Source organism: Maribacter sp. LLG6340-A2, from assembly GCF_045057105.1.
Lineage (GTDB): Bacteria > Bacteroidota > Bacteroidia > Flavobacteriales > Flavobacteriaceae > Maribacter.
Genome location: NZ_CP159332.1, coordinates 2,281,010 through 2,296,741 on the forward strand (window position 1 = coordinate 2,281,010; position 15,732 = coordinate 2,296,741).

The 15,732-nt window shown below is 37.7% G+C and carries 13 protein-coding genes and 1 tRNA gene; 4 read left to right on the plus strand and 10 right to left on the minus strand.

Annotated elements, in window-relative coordinates:
- Positions 1 to 7 precede the first annotated feature (7 nt).
- From ABVM52_RS09655 to serS, 4 genes are all read right to left on the minus strand, one after another.
- Complete coding sequence (locus ABVM52_RS09655; RefSeq protein WP_405379941.1) at positions 8 to 640, minus strand: DUF4286 family protein; 633 nt, start codon at positions 638 to 640, stop codon at positions 8 to 10.
- Between the two features lie 84 nt (positions 641 to 724).
- The gene (locus ABVM52_RS09660) at positions 725 to 2,512 is read right to left on the minus strand and encodes a tetratricopeptide repeat protein (protein ID WP_405379943.1); all 1,788 of its coding nucleotides are present in this window, start codon (positions 2,510 to 2,512) and stop codon (positions 725 to 727) included.
- A gap of 176 nt (positions 2,513 to 2,688) precedes the next feature.
- Entirely contained in the window at positions 2,689 to 3,234 is a 546-nt protein-coding gene (locus tag ABVM52_RS09665) for a pyridoxamine 5'-phosphate oxidase family protein (RefSeq protein WP_405379945.1), read from the minus strand.
- 219 nt (positions 3,235 to 3,453) lie between these two features.
- Positions 3,454 to 4,725, minus strand: coding sequence for a serine--tRNA ligase (gene serS / locus ABVM52_RS09670; RefSeq protein ID WP_405379947.1), 1,272 nt, complete (start codon positions 4,723 to 4,725; stop codon positions 3,454 to 3,456).
- 80 nt (positions 4,726 to 4,805) lie between these two features.
- On the opposite strand from serS, the gene ABVM52_RS09675 reads away from it, so the two are divergent.
- On the plus strand, positions 4,806 to 5,189 hold the full coding sequence (locus ABVM52_RS09675; RefSeq protein ID WP_405379948.1) for a VOC family protein: 384 nt from the start codon (positions 4,806 to 4,808) through the stop codon (positions 5,187 to 5,189).
- A gap of 15 nt (positions 5,190 to 5,204) precedes the next feature.
- On the opposite strand, the gene ABVM52_RS09680 is transcribed toward ABVM52_RS09675, so the two are convergent.
- Positions 5,205 to 6,521, minus strand: a complete 1,317-nt coding sequence (locus tag ABVM52_RS09680) for an HTTM domain-containing protein (protein WP_405379950.1) — start codon at positions 6,519 to 6,521, stop codon at positions 5,205 to 5,207.
- Between the two features lies 1 nt (position 6,522).
- Positions 6,523 to 7,449: a bifunctional riboflavin kinase/FAD synthetase gene (locus tag ABVM52_RS09685; RefSeq protein WP_405379952.1), complete on the minus strand. Its 927-nt coding sequence runs from the start codon at positions 7,447 to 7,449 to the stop codon at positions 6,523 to 6,525.
- A 53-nt stretch (positions 7,450 to 7,502) separates the two neighbouring features.
- On the opposite strand from ABVM52_RS09685, the gene ABVM52_RS09690 reads away from it, so the two are divergent.
- Positions 7,503 to 11,270 carry a reprolysin-like metallopeptidase gene (locus ABVM52_RS09690; RefSeq protein ID WP_405379954.1) on the plus strand — a complete coding sequence of 1,256 codons (3,768 nt, stop codon included), beginning with the start codon at positions 7,503 to 7,505 and terminating at the stop codon, positions 11,268 to 11,270.
- Positions 11,267 to 11,953, plus strand: coding sequence for a hypothetical protein (locus ABVM52_RS09695; RefSeq protein WP_405379956.1), 687 nt, complete (start codon positions 11,267 to 11,269; stop codon positions 11,951 to 11,953). Before ABVM52_RS09690 ends, ABVM52_RS09695 begins: the two co-directional genes overlap by 4 nt.
- Here the strand turns inward: ABVM52_RS09695 and pth are convergent, their stop codons facing one another.
- The 3 genes from pth to ABVM52_RS09710 form a co-directional block, all read right to left on the minus strand.
- Complete coding sequence (gene pth / locus ABVM52_RS09700) at positions 11,954 to 12,583, minus strand: aminoacyl-tRNA hydrolase (RefSeq protein ID WP_405379958.1); 630 nt, start codon at positions 12,581 to 12,583, stop codon at positions 11,954 to 11,956.
- A gap of 85 nt (positions 12,584 to 12,668) precedes the next feature.
- Positions 12,669 to 13,301 (minus strand): 50S ribosomal protein L25/general stress protein Ctc, encoded by a 633-nt coding sequence (locus ABVM52_RS09705; protein ID WP_405379960.1) that lies wholly within the window; start codon positions 13,299 to 13,301, stop codon positions 12,669 to 12,671.
- 75 nt (positions 13,302 to 13,376) lie between these two features.
- Positions 13,377 to 14,318: a ribose-phosphate pyrophosphokinase gene (locus ABVM52_RS09710; protein ID WP_405379962.1), complete on the minus strand. Its 942-nt coding sequence runs from the start codon at positions 14,316 to 14,318 to the stop codon at positions 13,377 to 13,379.
- A 189-nt stretch (positions 14,319 to 14,507) separates the two neighbouring features.
- Here ABVM52_RS09710 and ABVM52_RS09715 point away from each other — a divergent pair.
- A tRNA-Leu gene (locus ABVM52_RS09715) sits at positions 14,508 to 14,587 on the plus strand.
- A 42-nt stretch (positions 14,588 to 14,629) separates the two neighbouring features.
- Here the strand turns inward: ABVM52_RS09715 and ABVM52_RS09720 are convergent.
- The gene (locus tag ABVM52_RS09720; RefSeq protein WP_405379964.1) at positions 14,630 to 15,727 is read right to left on the minus strand and encodes an exo-alpha-sialidase; all 1,098 of its coding nucleotides are present in this window, start codon (positions 15,725 to 15,727) and stop codon (positions 14,630 to 14,632) included.
- Between the last annotated feature and the right edge of the window lie 5 nt (positions 15,728 to 15,732).

The following is a 15,732-nucleotide window of genomic DNA, read 5'->3' on the forward strand; positions in this document are numbered from 1 at the left end:
ATGTTCCTTACTTGGAAATGTATACCCATGCATTTCTTCCGGAACCAAGTTCTATCTGTATGCGTTGATATGCCTCGCCTTCATATTCGTCCGCTTTTTGTAATTCTTGATGGGTCAACGTATAAACCTGTCCTTTGATTACATCATTGGTATTCCCGGTATGTTGTAAGGTTGGATAAAGACCGGCTATTTTTTCTTCAGAAACGGTATATTGTGCCAACTCATCCTCAAAACCTACCAATGGTCTTGAAAATACTCCTAATTGTACATCCAGTTGCTGTATGGTGCCATATGAGAACAGTAAATGGGTAGCTGTAGAACGTTGCACAAAATATTCGTCTACCACTTCTAATTCTGTTTTAAAAGAAACCAGTTTACCGGCAAATTTTTGTTCTATTTGTTTGATAAGCCCAGGTGCATCTTCTTCATAATAACGTTCTAAAGTGGGTCTGTCCTTAACGGTATATTGAATGGAGTAGGTTTCTCCGCCCATATCTTCCTCTACCAATACTTTGGTGAACTTTGCACTCAGAAATTTTCCTGTGGACAAAACTTGAGGTATATGGACTTCTTTCATCCATTGCAACCACTCTTTATGGTGGGTTTCTTCAATATTGGTAGTAATATTATAAATAAACATGGTTGAATAGGGGTTGAGATGTTATGATTAAAACCACTGCAAAGTTAATTTAAGCAGATGCGATAATCGATGCAATTTTAATTTTTAATTAATAGCGTCTCCCCTAAGTATTCTAAAATTCTTTCTAGCTTGAGGAAAATAGTAACTGTCTTGATAGTTATAGATTATTTGTTCATAATGCTCCTTGGCTTTTAAAGGATTGTTGAACTCTTTTCTATAAAGTTCGGCAAGGGCAAAATGGGCATCGTCCGCTAAAATTCCCTTACCATAAAAAGTGATTATTTTTTGATAGTTGAATTGGGCTTCCTCATATTTTTTTTGGGATTCTAATAATTGAGCTTGTCTGAACAAGGCATCATCCTCAATTTTTTCGCCCTTATGTTTTTCAAGAATATCGTTCAAGGCCGTAATGGCTTCCGTTGTTTTGTTTTGATAGGCTAGAAAATCTGCCCGAGCATATTTTTTTAGTGCGGTTTGTGTAGAGTCTTCTAAGGAGTTGTCAGAAATCAACAGGCTTAATTGCATGGCATCATTTGCAATCAACTGCGATGTTGAACTTCTTAAAACCTTTAGTTGTGTTAGGGCCCAATCAAAATCCCCTTTATAGAAACTAGTTTGTGCCACTTTATACCTGGCATCTTGCCCAAGTACATCATTCTTTAATTTTTGCTGTATCTGTGAAAAATAAATAAGTGCTTCATTAAATTTTTTATCGAACACCAAAATATCTCCCAATGCTAATTTGATATATGCAGTTCCTCTTGTGTTCAATGGAAGATCCAAGCTATTTTTGAGCAAGGTTTCTGCGGGTTTAGGGTCATTTTTCCTAAAGGTCAGGAATTTTGCATAGGCCACTTGAAGTTGAAGGGTTTGGGGCCGGTATCCGTATTGGTCTATAAGGGTTTCAAATTGTTTTTCAACGTTGGCCAAATTAGCTTTGGCACCATCATTTAGCGTAATATCTATAAGATGTAATTCAGCATTTAATTGGGTGACTTCATCATTAGTATTATCAATGATAAATTTAAAGATATCCTTTGCTACGTCAAAATCCTGTTCTTCCAAAGCCTGTTCTCCCAAACTTTCCAATCTCATGGTAGAACTGCCATCTATGCGTTTAAAGATGGCTTTTTCTTGTCTAAAGGCACTGCTAAATTGTTTTTGTTGAACAAATAACCAACTCAACAACTCGTTCCAAAGAATATCTGGAGATTTTTGTGCCCTTTCCAATAGCACTTTTTTAAAGGAAACATTATTGGGGTCGTCTGCATTTTCTGATATAAAATCGTCAATACTTCTAAGAATATTTGATTTAGAGGTTTTACCATCGCTAACCAGGTTAAGATAAGCATTGTACATATCCTCTATTTTGCCCTGCTCCCCATAAATTCTGGCCAATTGATAATCATAGTTTAGACCAGGGTTCAACTCCATGGCATTTTTAAAGGATTGAACAGCTAAATCAAGTAGACTATAGTGTTGAAAACGTAAGCCTACGGCATAACCATAATTGGGGTTCTTTTGAATAATGTGAAGTGCTTTTTCATAGTAGATGTCGGCCTCTTTTTCTTTTTCTTGCAGGGCGTAATTATAACCTAGGTCTACCAAAAGGGTGGGGTAGGGATTTCTATCGTTTAATCTTGTCCTTAGAAAATCACCTGCGTCTATATACCGTTCTAACTGTTGATAGCAAGACACCAAATCCTGTGCGTATTCTGTTCTCCGTGGATTTTTTTCTACTAACTTCTCATAGAAAACAACGGCCTTTTCAAAATCTCCATCGGCAAAATATTGCTTGGCCAAAAAATCATCCTGTGACCATACCGTAAACGGTATGGCCAAAAAGGATAAGAAAAATATAATTTTTTGCATATTCAAAGATACACAGAATGTAATAAGTTCATGATATTGGGTACATATCAAGTCTATTTATGTATGCCTGTTTTGGTATTTGCTTATAGGGGCCGTAACATTTTGGTATATGCATGAAAAGAGAGCTTTAAGAAAATTAATTACCTCTTTAAGTATTGTTTTGTACTAATAGTTGCTTAATCTGCTATTATGTTGGTGTCAAAACCGTCTATACTCTTGGTGTTTTTATTTTTCCAATAAGCTTCAATTTTCTCAGTACCTTGTTTGGTAGCCCAATCATTTAAGGTAGTACGTTCCTCCTTATAATCCATAAACGGTACTGCAAAGCCACAGGAAGTTTGTACCATATCAACATGCATTTTAATAATTTGTCTAGACCCTAGATTATCTGGAAAAAGTTTATTGTAATCGTTAAACTGTTGATCTCGTTTATGATACATCTCTGCGGTACCATAGAGGCGTAAAATCATTGGTTTACCCTCAAAAGCACAGAACATAATGGTCATTCTATTATTTTTGAGCAAATGGGCCGCTGTTTCATTGCCGCTACCGGTCAAGTTTAACCATACAATGGTATTTCGGTCAATGACCCTAAAGGAATCCGTGCCTTTAGGAGACACATTTACATTTCCTGTAGCAGCTGCGGTACCAACAAAATAAATTTTTTGTTGCGCTATGAATTGTTGTAGTTGAGGTGTAATATGCTCCAGTTGCTTACCCATAATAGCTAGTATTTATAACTTAGATAATCAATAGATTATGCAAAGTATTCCGTACGGCTTAATATCTAAAATAAAGAAAAGCCGTTGTTATATATTGAACCAAATAATTATTGCAGGTATAAGTATTTTATACCATCGACTTTGGCCCCAATGGGATCTAGATTACAAAGTACCCTTTGGTTAGTTGGTTGCAGTAATCAGTATAGGGTAAAAAACAATCTAATTAATCATGTCAAATCCGCAATAAGGCACCAATACTTCAGGAATTTTAATTCCATCTGGAGTTTGGTAATTTTCTAAGATTCCAGCCAAAACACGTGGTAAAGCCAATGAGCTACCATTTAAGGTATGTGCCAACTGACTTTTTCCATTTTCATCCTTATACCTTAGTTTTAGTCTATTGGCCTGATAAGTTTCAAAATTGGATACAGAACTTATTTCCAACCAGCGATCTTGAGCAGTGGAAAACACCTCAAAATCAAAAGTCAATGCAGCGGTAAAACCAAGGTCTCCACCGCAAAGACGAAGAATTCTATATGGAAGTTTTAATTCTCGTAAAATATTTTTTACATGCTCAACCATACCGTCTAGGGCATCATATGATTTTGAAGGGTGCTCTACCCGTACAATTTCAACCTTATCAAATTGGTGCAACCTATTTAAACCTCTAACATGGGCACCGTAGCTGCCTGCTTCTCGTCTAAAACATGGAGTGTAGCCTGTATAGGTAATAGGAAAATCACTTTCATTTACAATAACATCTCTAAATATGTTCGTTACAGGAACCTCTGCCGTAGGTATCAAATAAAGGTCATCTGCTGTTACATGGTACATTTGACCTTCCTTATCTGGCAATTGGCCTGTACCGTAACCAGATAGTTCGTTTACCAAATGTGGCACTTGAATTTCAGTATAACCCGCTTCAGTATTTTTATCTAGGAAATAGGCGATAAGTGCGCGTTGCAAACGGGCACCTTTACCTTTGTAGACCGGAAAACCTGCACCAGCTATCTTAACGCCCAGTTCAAAATCTATGATGTCATATTTCTTTGCCAATTCCCAGTGGGGCAGGGCGGTTTCATTTAATTTTGGTACGTCACCTTCACTGAATATTTCTTCATTGTCCTCTTCTGACGAGCCTTTTACTACCGTTTTATGGGGAGTGTTGGGTAATTGATACAATAATGTTTTTAACTCTTCCTCCGCTGTATTCAAGTCTTCGCCTAACTGTTTGGACTCTTCTTTCAGTTTTACGGTTTGTTCTTTTAGCAAATTTGCTTCTTGAACCTTTCCGGTTTTGTACAATACACCAATCTCTTTGGAAATTTTATTGGATTCTGCCAAAACGTTGTCCAAACTAGTTTGTGCAGCACGTCTGCTTTCATCTAATTTAAGCATTTTTTCCACTAAGGGCTGCGCATCAATATTTCTTTTTCCAAGGGCTAGGATAATATCTTCCTTATTATCCCTTATGGTTTGTATTTGTAACATTATTGTATGGTATTTACCTGCAAATTTACGGTAATCTTCTATTTAAATTAGATACTTTTAAGGTCTAAACATCGAATAATATGGTATTTGAACATTTTGCGTTAAATGTAGCTGATATTGATGGGGTAGTAGATTGGTACTGTACCCATTTAGGTCTGACAATAGACAACCAACAGAAAGAAGCTCCGTATATGACTTTCTTGGCGGATAGTACTGGTAGGGTTGTAGTAGAGTTTTATACCCGTGAAGATGAACTGGCAGAAGATTTTTCTAAGAGACATCCTTTAACCTTTCATGTGGCATTTGTTTCTGAAAATGCAGAAAAGGACAAACAACGATTACTTCTTGCTGGTGCAAGTTTTTTTGAAGAGGTCTTTAAAGATGATGGTAGCCATTTGGTAATGCTCCGTGATCCTTGGGGAATACCATTGCAGCTATGTCAACGTGCGGTGAAATTTCCATGATTAATTGTCATATTCTTAGGGCTTGGATGGTAGGATCCAGGTGTGGTGCTCCAATGGTTTCCAGGGCTCTAAAGCTAAATTTATTGAGGGGTCAATAAATGGTCTGTAGGGTTTGCCATTAATGCTAATTTTGGAATTTTTTATATATACGGCAACCTCCTTATTGTCTTTTTTGAAATCTTGTTTTATATATTGGGCAAATTGCCAAGCAAAATCCGGATAGGAAAAAACCTTGCGTTTCTGTGAAAATGTCAAATAGTCTTTAGGGTCTATTGGGTATTCTTTTTTGGTTTTTTGATCTATAGCTATAAATGTACCTTTGCCTAAACGGCTTCTTAACATCATCCTCCAACTCATGCGGTGACCTTCTTCTGTCCACAACACATCATCTTCAATAAAATAATGCCTTACTGGCAATAAGACTTGTAGAATAAAATAAATACTTGCCATGACCACTATAATATTCCTATATTTTGGTGCAGGCACCACTTTTGGTTTAAAAGGTATTTTAGTTTTGAAAAATATTGATCTAATTGTTTTCGGATCAAAAAAGAATACACTGAACGCTAAGGCCAAGTACGGGAAAATCCCTATTTGAAAAACAATGGAATTAAATACATGAAAAAAGATGGATAGGAAAAATGCTATGTTTCTCGTTTTCTTATAAAGGAGAGCCGGTATGATAAGAAGGTCAAATAGAATTCCTGCAAGACCTATGATTTTATGCACCCAAAGCTGTTGTAGCAGTTCACCAACAAATAAATAATCTTTTCTTGGTTGCATCAATACTTTGATCATGCTAAAATCTAGCCAGTCACCGTACATTTTTGCTATAGATGCGTAGGTATATACAATAAACAATTGAAGGACAATGAACCATTTTACATAGCTGTACATGGAATCAGCTTTTAGCTGAGGCTGCATTTTAACATCAACGGAACTACCCCTATGTGCTGGAAAAAAGCACATCATCAAAGAAATAAGAATAAGTAAGTAATAATGGTTGTTGTAAGCTGTTTTTTGCATGAGGTAGGTGGCAGTCCACATCAAGGTAAAAGTGATTATGCTTATCCTATACTTAAATCCCAAGGCAATGCAAATGCCCAGAATACCCATAATACAAAAGTAATAGTACATACCAGTTCCGGGTAATGGCTGTAACCATTCAAAATCTATAAAAGGGAAAAAATGCGTAGGTTCAATTAAATTTCTTTTTACCCACCCGGTGGCAATAGCTCCAAAACTTTCCAATGAGATAAGGATTCCAAAAAAAATGCGAAAAATAATTAAGGGGCTATTATCAATGCGTTGAAATAATACCCTGTCTAGCATCTTATTTTCTAATAAATTGTAGGGATTGCTCCTTGTCCTTTGCCAATTGCAACTTAAGGGCATCTACAGATTCAAACTTATGTTCATCTCTTAAACGGGCCAAAATATCTATCTGTATATTTTTGTTATAGAGATCGGCTTTAAAATCGAAAAAATTAATTTCTATGGATTTTGAGGTGCCGTTAACGGTAGGGTTGAACCCTATGTTCATCATGCCATAAACCGTTTTGCCCATTAGGGTACTTTTTACGGTATAGGCTCCATTTTTAGGTATTAGTTTATAGTTCTCGGAAATAGAAAGATTAGCCGTTGGAAATCCCAATTGCCTACCAATACCCTTGCCCTTTGTAATTGTACCGCTTAACATATACTCATAACCCAAGTAGCTATTGGCCGTGGCAATATCACCTTCTTCCAAAGCTTTGCGTATTTTGGTTGAGCTTACGGAAACATCTTCAATTTCCTGTGCAGGTATTTCGTCTACCTTAAAATCTAATGCATTACCAAATGCTGTAAGATCGGTGATATTGGCTGTTCTATTCCTGCCAAACCTATGGTCATATCCAATAATAACCCTTTTGGTATTTAAGGTATTTACCAAAATGTCCCTTACAAATTCTGTGGCGGTAAGTCTGGAGAACTCCTTGGTAAACGGGTGAATGATCAAAACATCAAGGCCAAGACGCTCCAAAATCATTATTTTTTCATCAATGGTGTTCAAAAGTTTAATATCCGCATCTTTTTGCAAGACCATTCTGGGGTGCGGGAAAAATGTTAGTACAGAAGATTTTAATTCCGTAGTCTTGGCATGATTTATGATTTTATCCAGTATTTTACGATGACCAATATGTACCCCGTCAAATGTACCAATGGTAATGACCGTGGGATGTTTTTCATGATATGTGGAAATGTTGCGAACTGTAATCACCTATGATAGAAAATAAAAAGACTTATATTTGATTCTGAGATAAAAGCCCCCTGATGGTTGCAAAATTACGCCTAGTTTTTTCAATTACCATAGTATTTCTTTCCTTTTCCGGGGTAGCTCAAAGTACATACTGGAAAAAAACTGAACTATCTACGGTCAATAAACAGATTTCCCAGCAACGATTACAGGTGCAGAAGGGAAAGGGTTTTATTCTGGACAAGGAACTATTTGTGCAAAGTTTAATTGCGAATAAAACGTCAAAGATTATTTATTTTCCTGATGAACAAGGCAATCAAATTCCCTTTCGTGTAGAAGAGATACCCCTGTTTTCAAAGGCCTTGGCCCAAAAATATCCTTCCATTAAATCCTATAAAGGTACAGCCTTGAACAACCCTGGCTTTCAAGTGCGTTTTAGCGTATCCCCAAAGGGTATTCAGAGTATGTTCAATAAAGTAGGGGAAGAGGAAGCCCTGTTTATGCAAAAGACCAAGGGAGATACCTATATTTTATACCGGAGGGCTGAACAAAGCAAAAGCGATTTACGGTTTATTTGTAAAACAAAGCCCCATGTTATGGACTATGTCCAGAATTTGACGGCTAAATTGGTAGATGACCAAACGCTAACCACATTTAGAATAGCTATATCCGCATCTGGGGAATACACACAATTTCATGGAGGAACAAAGGCAGATGCCTTGGCCGCTATCAATGCTACATTAACTAGGGTCAATGGTGTTTTTGAGCGTGATTTGGCAATTTCATTACAATTGATAGATAATACGGATGACGTTATTTATACGGATCCGGAAAACGATCCGTATACGGGTAGTTTAAGTTCGCAGGTTCAAAATACTTTAACCAATGTTATCGGCGATGTAAATTATGATATAGGGCATTTGTTCAATCAACAAGATAATACCTTGGATGGCAATTCTGGTTTTATTGGAGCAGTTTGCAAGAATGGTAGAAAAGGAAGTGCGTATTCCACATTATCCACACCTACAGGAGATGCTTTCGATATTGATTTGGTGGCACATGAAATGGGCCATCAATTTGGTGCAAACCACACTTTTTCACATATTTCAGAAGGCACCACTGTGCAGGTAGAACCCGCAAGTGGAACTACGATAATGGGCTATGCCGGTATTACCGGCAATAATAATGTGGCGGCCAACAGTAATGATTATTTCCATTATGTAAGTATAAAACAGATAAGGGAATATCTTCAAACGGTTTCTTGCGGTCAAACAACAGCTATTGTAAATACACCTCCTACATTAACTCCTTTGCAGGATTACATTATACCCAAGGGTACGGCATTTGTTCTAAGTGGAGAGGCAAATGACCAGGATTCCTTGGATGTGTTGAGTTATGCTTGGGAACAAATTGATAATGGCGTGGTTACGCAAAATACTTTTGGCCCCAATAATCCTGCAGGGGCTAATTTTAGGTCTTTGTCGCCCAGCGTTTTACCAAGACGTTATTTCCCAAATCTTAACCGAATTTTAAGTGGACAGCTTACACAGGTATTACCGGGACAAGGAGATGCTTGGGAAACAGTCTCTAATATTGGAAGGCCATTAAACTTTTCGTTAACCGTGCGTGACAATGCTTTAAATGGCGGGCAGAGTATATCAGATGAGATGAATGTTACCGTAATAAATGATGCCGGCCCTTTTGTAGTTACTTCATTGGATACCGAGGAATCTTTAATTGCTGGCTCTATACAGGTTATTACCTGGGATGTTGCGGATACCAATATTGCGCCTATTTCGGCAGAGACGGTTTCTATTTATTTGTCTACCAACGGCGGCTTATCGTATCCTACCGTATTGGCAGAAAATGTTTTGAATGACGGTAGTCAAAGAATAATTGTTCCTAGTATTGATACGGATAGCGGTAGAATTATGGTCAAGGCAGATGAGAATGTCTTTTTTGCGGTCAATGCCGCTGATTTTTCTATTACTCCATCAGAAATTGTTTTGAATTTTAATGAGGTGGAGTTTGATGTTTGTAAGCCTAACGATATCAATATTCCCTTTACATATGAAACGTATTTGGGGTTTAACGAGGAAACCACCTTTAGTACTCCTTCTTTGTCAAATGGTTTAACGGCTACCTTTACCCCAGCAACCGTAACTGAAACAGATACTTCGGTTTTGCTGGATTTAGAAGGGGTGCCAACCCTGGCCGAAGGCACCTACCCTATAGAAATTGTGGCAAGTTCGGCAACGGTTACAAAAGATATTACCTTACTATTAAGGGTATATGATGATGATTTTGAGGTGGTGAGTTTGGTGGCGCCGGAAGACGGTTTGGAAAATGCATCCATTGATGTGGAGTTGCAATGGGAAAACCAAATAGGTAGTACTTTGTACGATATTGAAATAGCGACCAATACCAATTTTACCGCTATTGTTGAAACAGCAACCGTAACTACTAATTCCTATAAACCGGTGCTGTTAGAGAACAACAGCCAATATTTCTGGAGGGTGAAACCAAAAAATGATTGTGGCGAAGGTGTTTTTGGTGCCCCGTTCAGTTTTACCACCATACAATTTAATTGTACTACCAAGGAAGCAACCGCAGGCTTACCTATTGCAATTTCCAGTAGCGGTACCCCGGTTATATCGTCTAAGATTGTTTTTTTCGAGGATTTACCTATTGCCGATATTAATGTTGTTCTTGATATAGAACACACATTTTTGGCGGATTTGGTAATTACGCTAACATCTCCAGAAGGTACAGAGGTAACCTTGGTATCTAGCTCATGTGGCGAGGCCCGTAATATTGTGGCTACCTTTGATGATGATGCCCCTAGTTTTGTTTGTAGTCCGGAACCCGGTATAAGCGGTACCGTTAGACCATTAGGAAATCTAAGTTACTTTAATGGGGAATCGCTTTTGGGTGAATGGATATTGGAGGTTCGCGATAACGCTCCTTCTGACGGAGGGCGGTTGCGTGTTTTTGAATTAGAGGTTTGTGTTGAAGGCGATTTTAGGCCAGATGATGATCAAGATGGTGTGTTTGATGATGGTGATGATTTGTGTTTGGATACACCATTAGGACAGGAGGTCAATGCATCCGGCTGTGCGGTTTATCGTTTTCCTAGTGAAAATTTTACGGTTAGGGTAGAAAGCGAAACGTGTAGTGAAAATAATGATGGCTCCATTACAATAACTCCTAAATTAGCCTTGGATTATCAAGCTACTGTTACAGGTAACAATGTGGAGCTTGTTCAAAATTTTTCAAATACTTTTAATTTGGCAAATTTGGCTTCGGGCACCTATTCCGTTTGTATCGTTGGTACGGATGGATCTATTACCTATGAGGAGTATTGCGTTGAAATTCAAATTACGGAACCGTCTCCACTTAATGTTACTTCTAAGGTAAACTTGGACGGTAGTCAAATTACATTTTCCTTACTTGGTTCAACTTTATATACCATTGTCCATAATGGTGAACTTTTGTTGACCGATGAACCTATGGTGACATTAAATTTAAAGAAGGGACTCAATACATTTAAGGTGACTACCAATTTGGCGTGCCAAGGTACTTATGAGGAAGAATTTGTTTTTGAGGAACAGGCCATGGTATTCCCTAACCCGGTTAGCGATACTGCCCATATTTATTTTGGGTATGATCCAGGTCCCGTTTTTGTACAGATATTTAGTGCCGATGGTAGATTGATATCAGGAGCTACCTTTATTCCGCAACAAAATAGAATAGAGATAGATTGTAGTGCATTTTCCATAGGTTTGTATTATCTGAAATTTAAGGGAATGAACACTAAAGGCACTTTAAAAATGATTAAAGAATGATGCGCATTATTTTCATAGCCTTATCTTTTACCCTCATTTTTATAGGATGTAAGAAAAAAAGGTCGGCTCAACCCCCTGAAGCGGTGATGTTGCTGTTTCCCGAACAGAATTCTGAGTGTACTACGGGGTTAAGTTTAGGAGAGGAGAAAAGTCAGGTAGAATTTAATTGGACCGCTGCGGATAATACGGAAGCCTATGAGCTAAGGGTCACCAATGTAGCAACCCAAACGGTACAGACGATAACTTCCTCTAACACTTCTGCAACGTTACCTTTGGAGAAAGGAATGCAATATTCATGGTTGGTACGTTCTAAAAATAGTCAGGTAGAACAAACCGTGTCCAGTGAAATTTGGAATTTTTATAATGCCGGTTCCAATACAACATTTGCTCCTTTTCCTGCTACTATTGTAAGTCCGACCTCGTCTGAGAATGTGTTTAAGGATATTAATAATGAAGTTGTCCTTTCATGGACTGCTTCTGACCTGGATAACGATATCGTAAACTATGAAGTATATTTTTCAGTGGAAACACCACCAACGGACTTAATACGTTCGCTGCAGCCCTCCGTAAACAGTATTAAGGTTTCCGTTGCTTCGGATACGGTCTATTATTGGAGTGTAGTGGTAATAGATGCGGAAGGGAACAAATCTAATTCTGGCATCTATAATTTTAAAGTGCTGTAATCAAGTATTGTTAAATTGGTTCATAGTCCTGGCAATGCCGCTAAGAACAAAGGCGCTGACTACTTCTGCGGACCTAGATAAACGTTCCTTGATTAAATTACGCTCCTCCTCGTTCCATTGGCCCAATACATAATCTACTTGTCTACCTTTACCAAAATTAGCTCCCACACCAAATCTAAACCTGTTATAGGCGTGGGTCTGTAAATGTTGTTGAATGTCCTTTAATCCATTGTGGCCTCCATCACTGCCCTTCGTTTTAATGCGTATAGTGCCAAAGGGTAAGTTGATGTCATCGGTAATGACCAAAATATTGCTCTGAGGAATTTTTTCCTTATCCATCCAATATTTTAAAGCTTTACCACTACGGTTCATATAGGTAGAAGGTTTAAGGCAAATAATTGTTCTTCCCTTAATCTTGAACGTACCTAAATCTCCAAGTTTAGCGGTTTCAAAAGTAAACTCATTGGCTTTTGCCAATTCATCCAATATCTTAAAACCTATATTATGTCTGGTTTCGGTATATTCATCACCAATATTGCCAAGGCCGACAATCAAAAATTTTTTCATGAGGTCTTCTTCTTTAGGTGCACTTGGGCGTGTATTAAAAAGTCCTTTTAAAAATTGGAACATTTAGACTTTGTTTTGCGGCAAAAATACAAAAGCATCCCGATACGGATATCGAGATGCTTTTTTTGTAATACTTAAGTTAAGAAGTTTATTCTTGAGCAGCTTCTTCAGTTGCCTCTGCAGCACCTTCAGCTCCTTCTTCTCCTTCTTCATCCTCATCATCAGTAACAATTGCGGTACGTGCAGTTTTAACCTGTACAACAACTTGACTTTCTGGATGTAAGATTGTGAAATCATCATTTAATAATGAGGCTACAGAAATATTCTGACCTATTTTTAATTTTGAGATATCAATATCGAAGAAATCCGGCAATTTATCCGGTAATGCTTTAATGGCAAGCTTACGTTTTCTAAATAGCAAACGTCCACCGTTACGTACACCAGGAGAGTTTCCTACCAAACGTACCGGGATGTCCATAGTAACCACTTTGTCATCAAATAATTGATAAAAATCAATATGTATGATTTTATCGGTTACAGGATGAAACTGTATATCCTGCATTACCGCTTTTAGAGAAGCTCCACCATCCAATTCAATTGCAACTGTGTGTGCATTTGGAGTGTAAACCAAGTCTCTGAACGCTAGTTCATCTGCTGAAAAATGTAATGGTTTATCCCCTCCGTATACCACGCAAGGAACCTTTCCAGCATTACGTAGGGCCTTCGTTGCCTTTTTGCCCACGCTTTCTCTTTCTGATCCTTTAATTGTAATTGACTTCATTATATGTATTAAAAATTAATATTCAATGGTTTTCTCTAATCTTAAAAAAACACCTATGCCATGAAAGCTAGATGTCTACATTAAAAATTTAGAGGATATAGAGTTGTTGTTGTGCACCTTGTCCATTACATCGGCAAATAACTCGGCACAACTTAAAACTCTTACTTTATTACTTTTCACCTCCGCTGGAATAGAATCTGTTATGATTAGCTCGGTAAGTTTAGATTTTTCTATTTTTTCATATGCATCCCCTGATAATAGACCATGCGTAGCAATGGCCCTAACACTTAACGCGCCTCTCTCTATCATTAAATCTGCAGCTTTGGTCAACGTACCCGCAGTATCAACCATGTCATCAACAAGTACCACATTTTTGCCTTGTACATCGCCAATAAGCTCCATGTGCGAAATTACGTTGGCCTTGGCGCGTTGTTTATAACAAACAACAACATCACTGTCCAACGCTTTGGAATAGGCATAAGCTCTTTTGGAACCACCCATATCTGGAGATGCCAAGGTTAAATTTTCCAATCCAAGATTTCTTAAATATGGTAAGAACAATGTAGATGCAAAAAGATGATCCACAGGTTTTTCAAAAAAGCCCTGAATCTGATCAGCGTGGAGGTCCATTGTAATTATTCTGGTAGCCCCTGCGGTTTCTAACATCTTAGCCACCAATTTTGCGGCAATAGGTACTCTAGGTTTATCTTTTCTATCTTGTCTTGCCCATCCAAAATATGGCATAACAGCTGTTATATGTCGTGCAGATGCTCTTTTAGCGGCATCTATCATTAACAACATTTCCATTAAATTTTCCGGTCCCGGGTGCGTAGATCCAATAATGAATATTCTGGTACCTCGTATAGATTCTTCAAAAGAGGGTTGAAATTCACCATCACTATAGCGAGAAAATGAGATTTTCCCTAATTCTGCACCATAAGCTTTGGCAATCTTTTCGCCTAGAGCTGTACTTTGGGTACATGCAAAAATTTTTGGTTCCGGAACTTGATATGGCATATCTTTTTGTCTTATTTACCTCAGCAACAGATTCAATCCTATGGAAGGCCCTGTTTTTTAAGGAGGTGCAAATTTAAAAATTAAAATTGGTTGCAGCTGTATAAATGTTTGAAATTTTTGATGGTAGAAAGAAAAAAATTATTTAATTTCGCAGTCCAATTTAAAAATACCAGATTGTATGGTATTTATGCTCGAGTGGCGGAACTGGTAGACGCGCTGGATTCAAAATCCAGTTCTTCGGAGTGTGGGTTCGATTCCCACCTCGAGTACAAAATAAAAAACCCTTCAGTAAATGAAGGGTTTTTTTATGTTCAGTTTTTAACCTTTAGTTTCAAATACTTAATTCGCTCCCTATTGTATGTGTAAACAATATGCACAAAATCGTTGCTGTCTTGAATGATCGCCGGGTAGCTAAATTCCCCTTCCTCTTCATTTTCCAATTGTAAGACATCTTTCCAATTTACCCCGTCATCACTATAGGCTAAATTAAGGGTTTGCCTACCTTCAGACCAGTGTTTACCGCTTAATGTTGGGTTGTAGACCAATAAAAAGCCACCGTTTTTTAAGGTTACCGCATCAATACCGCTATTTGGATTTTTTACGGTACCCGCTTTTGCCATTGACCAACTTTCTCCAAAATCTGTACTTACACTTTCCATAATTACATTTTTATTGCTTCTTAGCAATGCTTTTAAGGAATTGTTGGGCAATTGAATGATGGTAGGCTGAATAACTTTTACATCTTTTTTAGATGGTATTTCTATATGTTTCCAGGTATAGCCGTTATCATTTGAAATTTCCACGTGGGCTTTCCATATAGCGCCATCTTCCAATTCTACGCTAGAGGGAGAAACTATGGTATGTCCATTGAATTGAACAGGCTTGTTTTTAATAGGCCCTAGTATAGGAGAGGGTAATTTTTTAGGTAGAGACCAATGTTGTCCGTTATCTGTAGATGTTTTGTACATGCCCCACCATGTAGATGGTGAAGGGCCTACTTTGTAATAATTGAAAAGAACGCCTTGGTCATTTTCAAATAATACAGGGTTCCATGTTGGGTAATGAATACTATCATTTTCCATACCAGTAGCAATTTTTCTTGGGGCAGACCAGCTATTGTTCGTTAGGGTACTGGTGTAAATAGCTACATCTGGATGTCTTTCATGCGTACCTGCAAACCAAGATGCCATGAGACTTCCGTTTTTTAAGGCTACAATTGTTGGGGCATGACATTGCATAAACGGAGCCTCATCAAAAATAAATTCATTTTTTAATAATTTAATTTCAGGAAGCTCTTTGGTAGGTTCTTGTACTTGGGCAAATACAAGTGCAGAAAACAAACCAAAGAACAAATTAAATATGGAAACAAATCTTTTACTTGTATTGAAAGTGTTTGCTATTTTATTCAAAAATT

What these genes read in the sequence shown, in the direction of transcription:
- ABVM52_RS09655 (WP_405379941.1), bottom strand. Translation starts at nt 640, where the DNA reads ATGTTTATTTATAATATTACTACCAATATTGAAGAAACCCACCATAAA.
- ABVM52_RS09660 (WP_405379943.1), bottom strand. Translation starts at nt 2,512, where the DNA reads ATGCAAAAAATTATATTTTTCTTATCCTTTTTGGCCATACCGTTTACG.
- ABVM52_RS09665 (WP_405379945.1), bottom strand. Translation starts at nt 3,234, where the DNA reads ATGGGTAAGCAACTGGAGCATATTACACCTCAACTACAACAATTCATA.
- serS (WP_405379947.1), bottom strand. Translation starts at nt 4,725, where the DNA reads ATGTTACAAATACAAACCATAAGGGATAATAAGGAAGATATTATCCTA.
- ABVM52_RS09675 (WP_405379948.1), top strand. Translation starts at nt 4,806, where the DNA reads ATGGTATTTGAACATTTTGCGTTAAATGTAGCTGATATTGATGGGGTA.
- ABVM52_RS09680 (WP_405379950.1), bottom strand. Translation starts at nt 6,521, where the DNA reads ATGCTAGACAGGGTATTATTTCAACGCATTGATAATAGCCCCTTAATT.
- ABVM52_RS09690 (WP_405379954.1), top strand. Translation starts at nt 7,503, where the DNA reads ATGGTTGCAAAATTACGCCTAGTTTTTTCAATTACCATAGTATTTCTT.
- ABVM52_RS09695 (WP_405379956.1), top strand. Translation starts at nt 11,267, where the DNA reads ATGATGCGCATTATTTTCATAGCCTTATCTTTTACCCTCATTTTTATA.
- pth (WP_405379958.1), bottom strand. Translation starts at nt 12,583, where the DNA reads ATGTTCCAATTTTTAAAAGGACTTTTTAATACACGCCCAAGTGCACCT.
- ABVM52_RS09705 (WP_405379960.1), bottom strand. Translation starts at nt 13,301, where the DNA reads ATGAAGTCAATTACAATTAAAGGATCAGAAAGAGAAAGCGTGGGCAAA.
- ABVM52_RS09710 (WP_405379962.1), bottom strand. Translation starts at nt 14,318, where the DNA reads ATGCCATATCAAGTTCCGGAACCAAAAATTTTTGCATGTACCCAAAGT.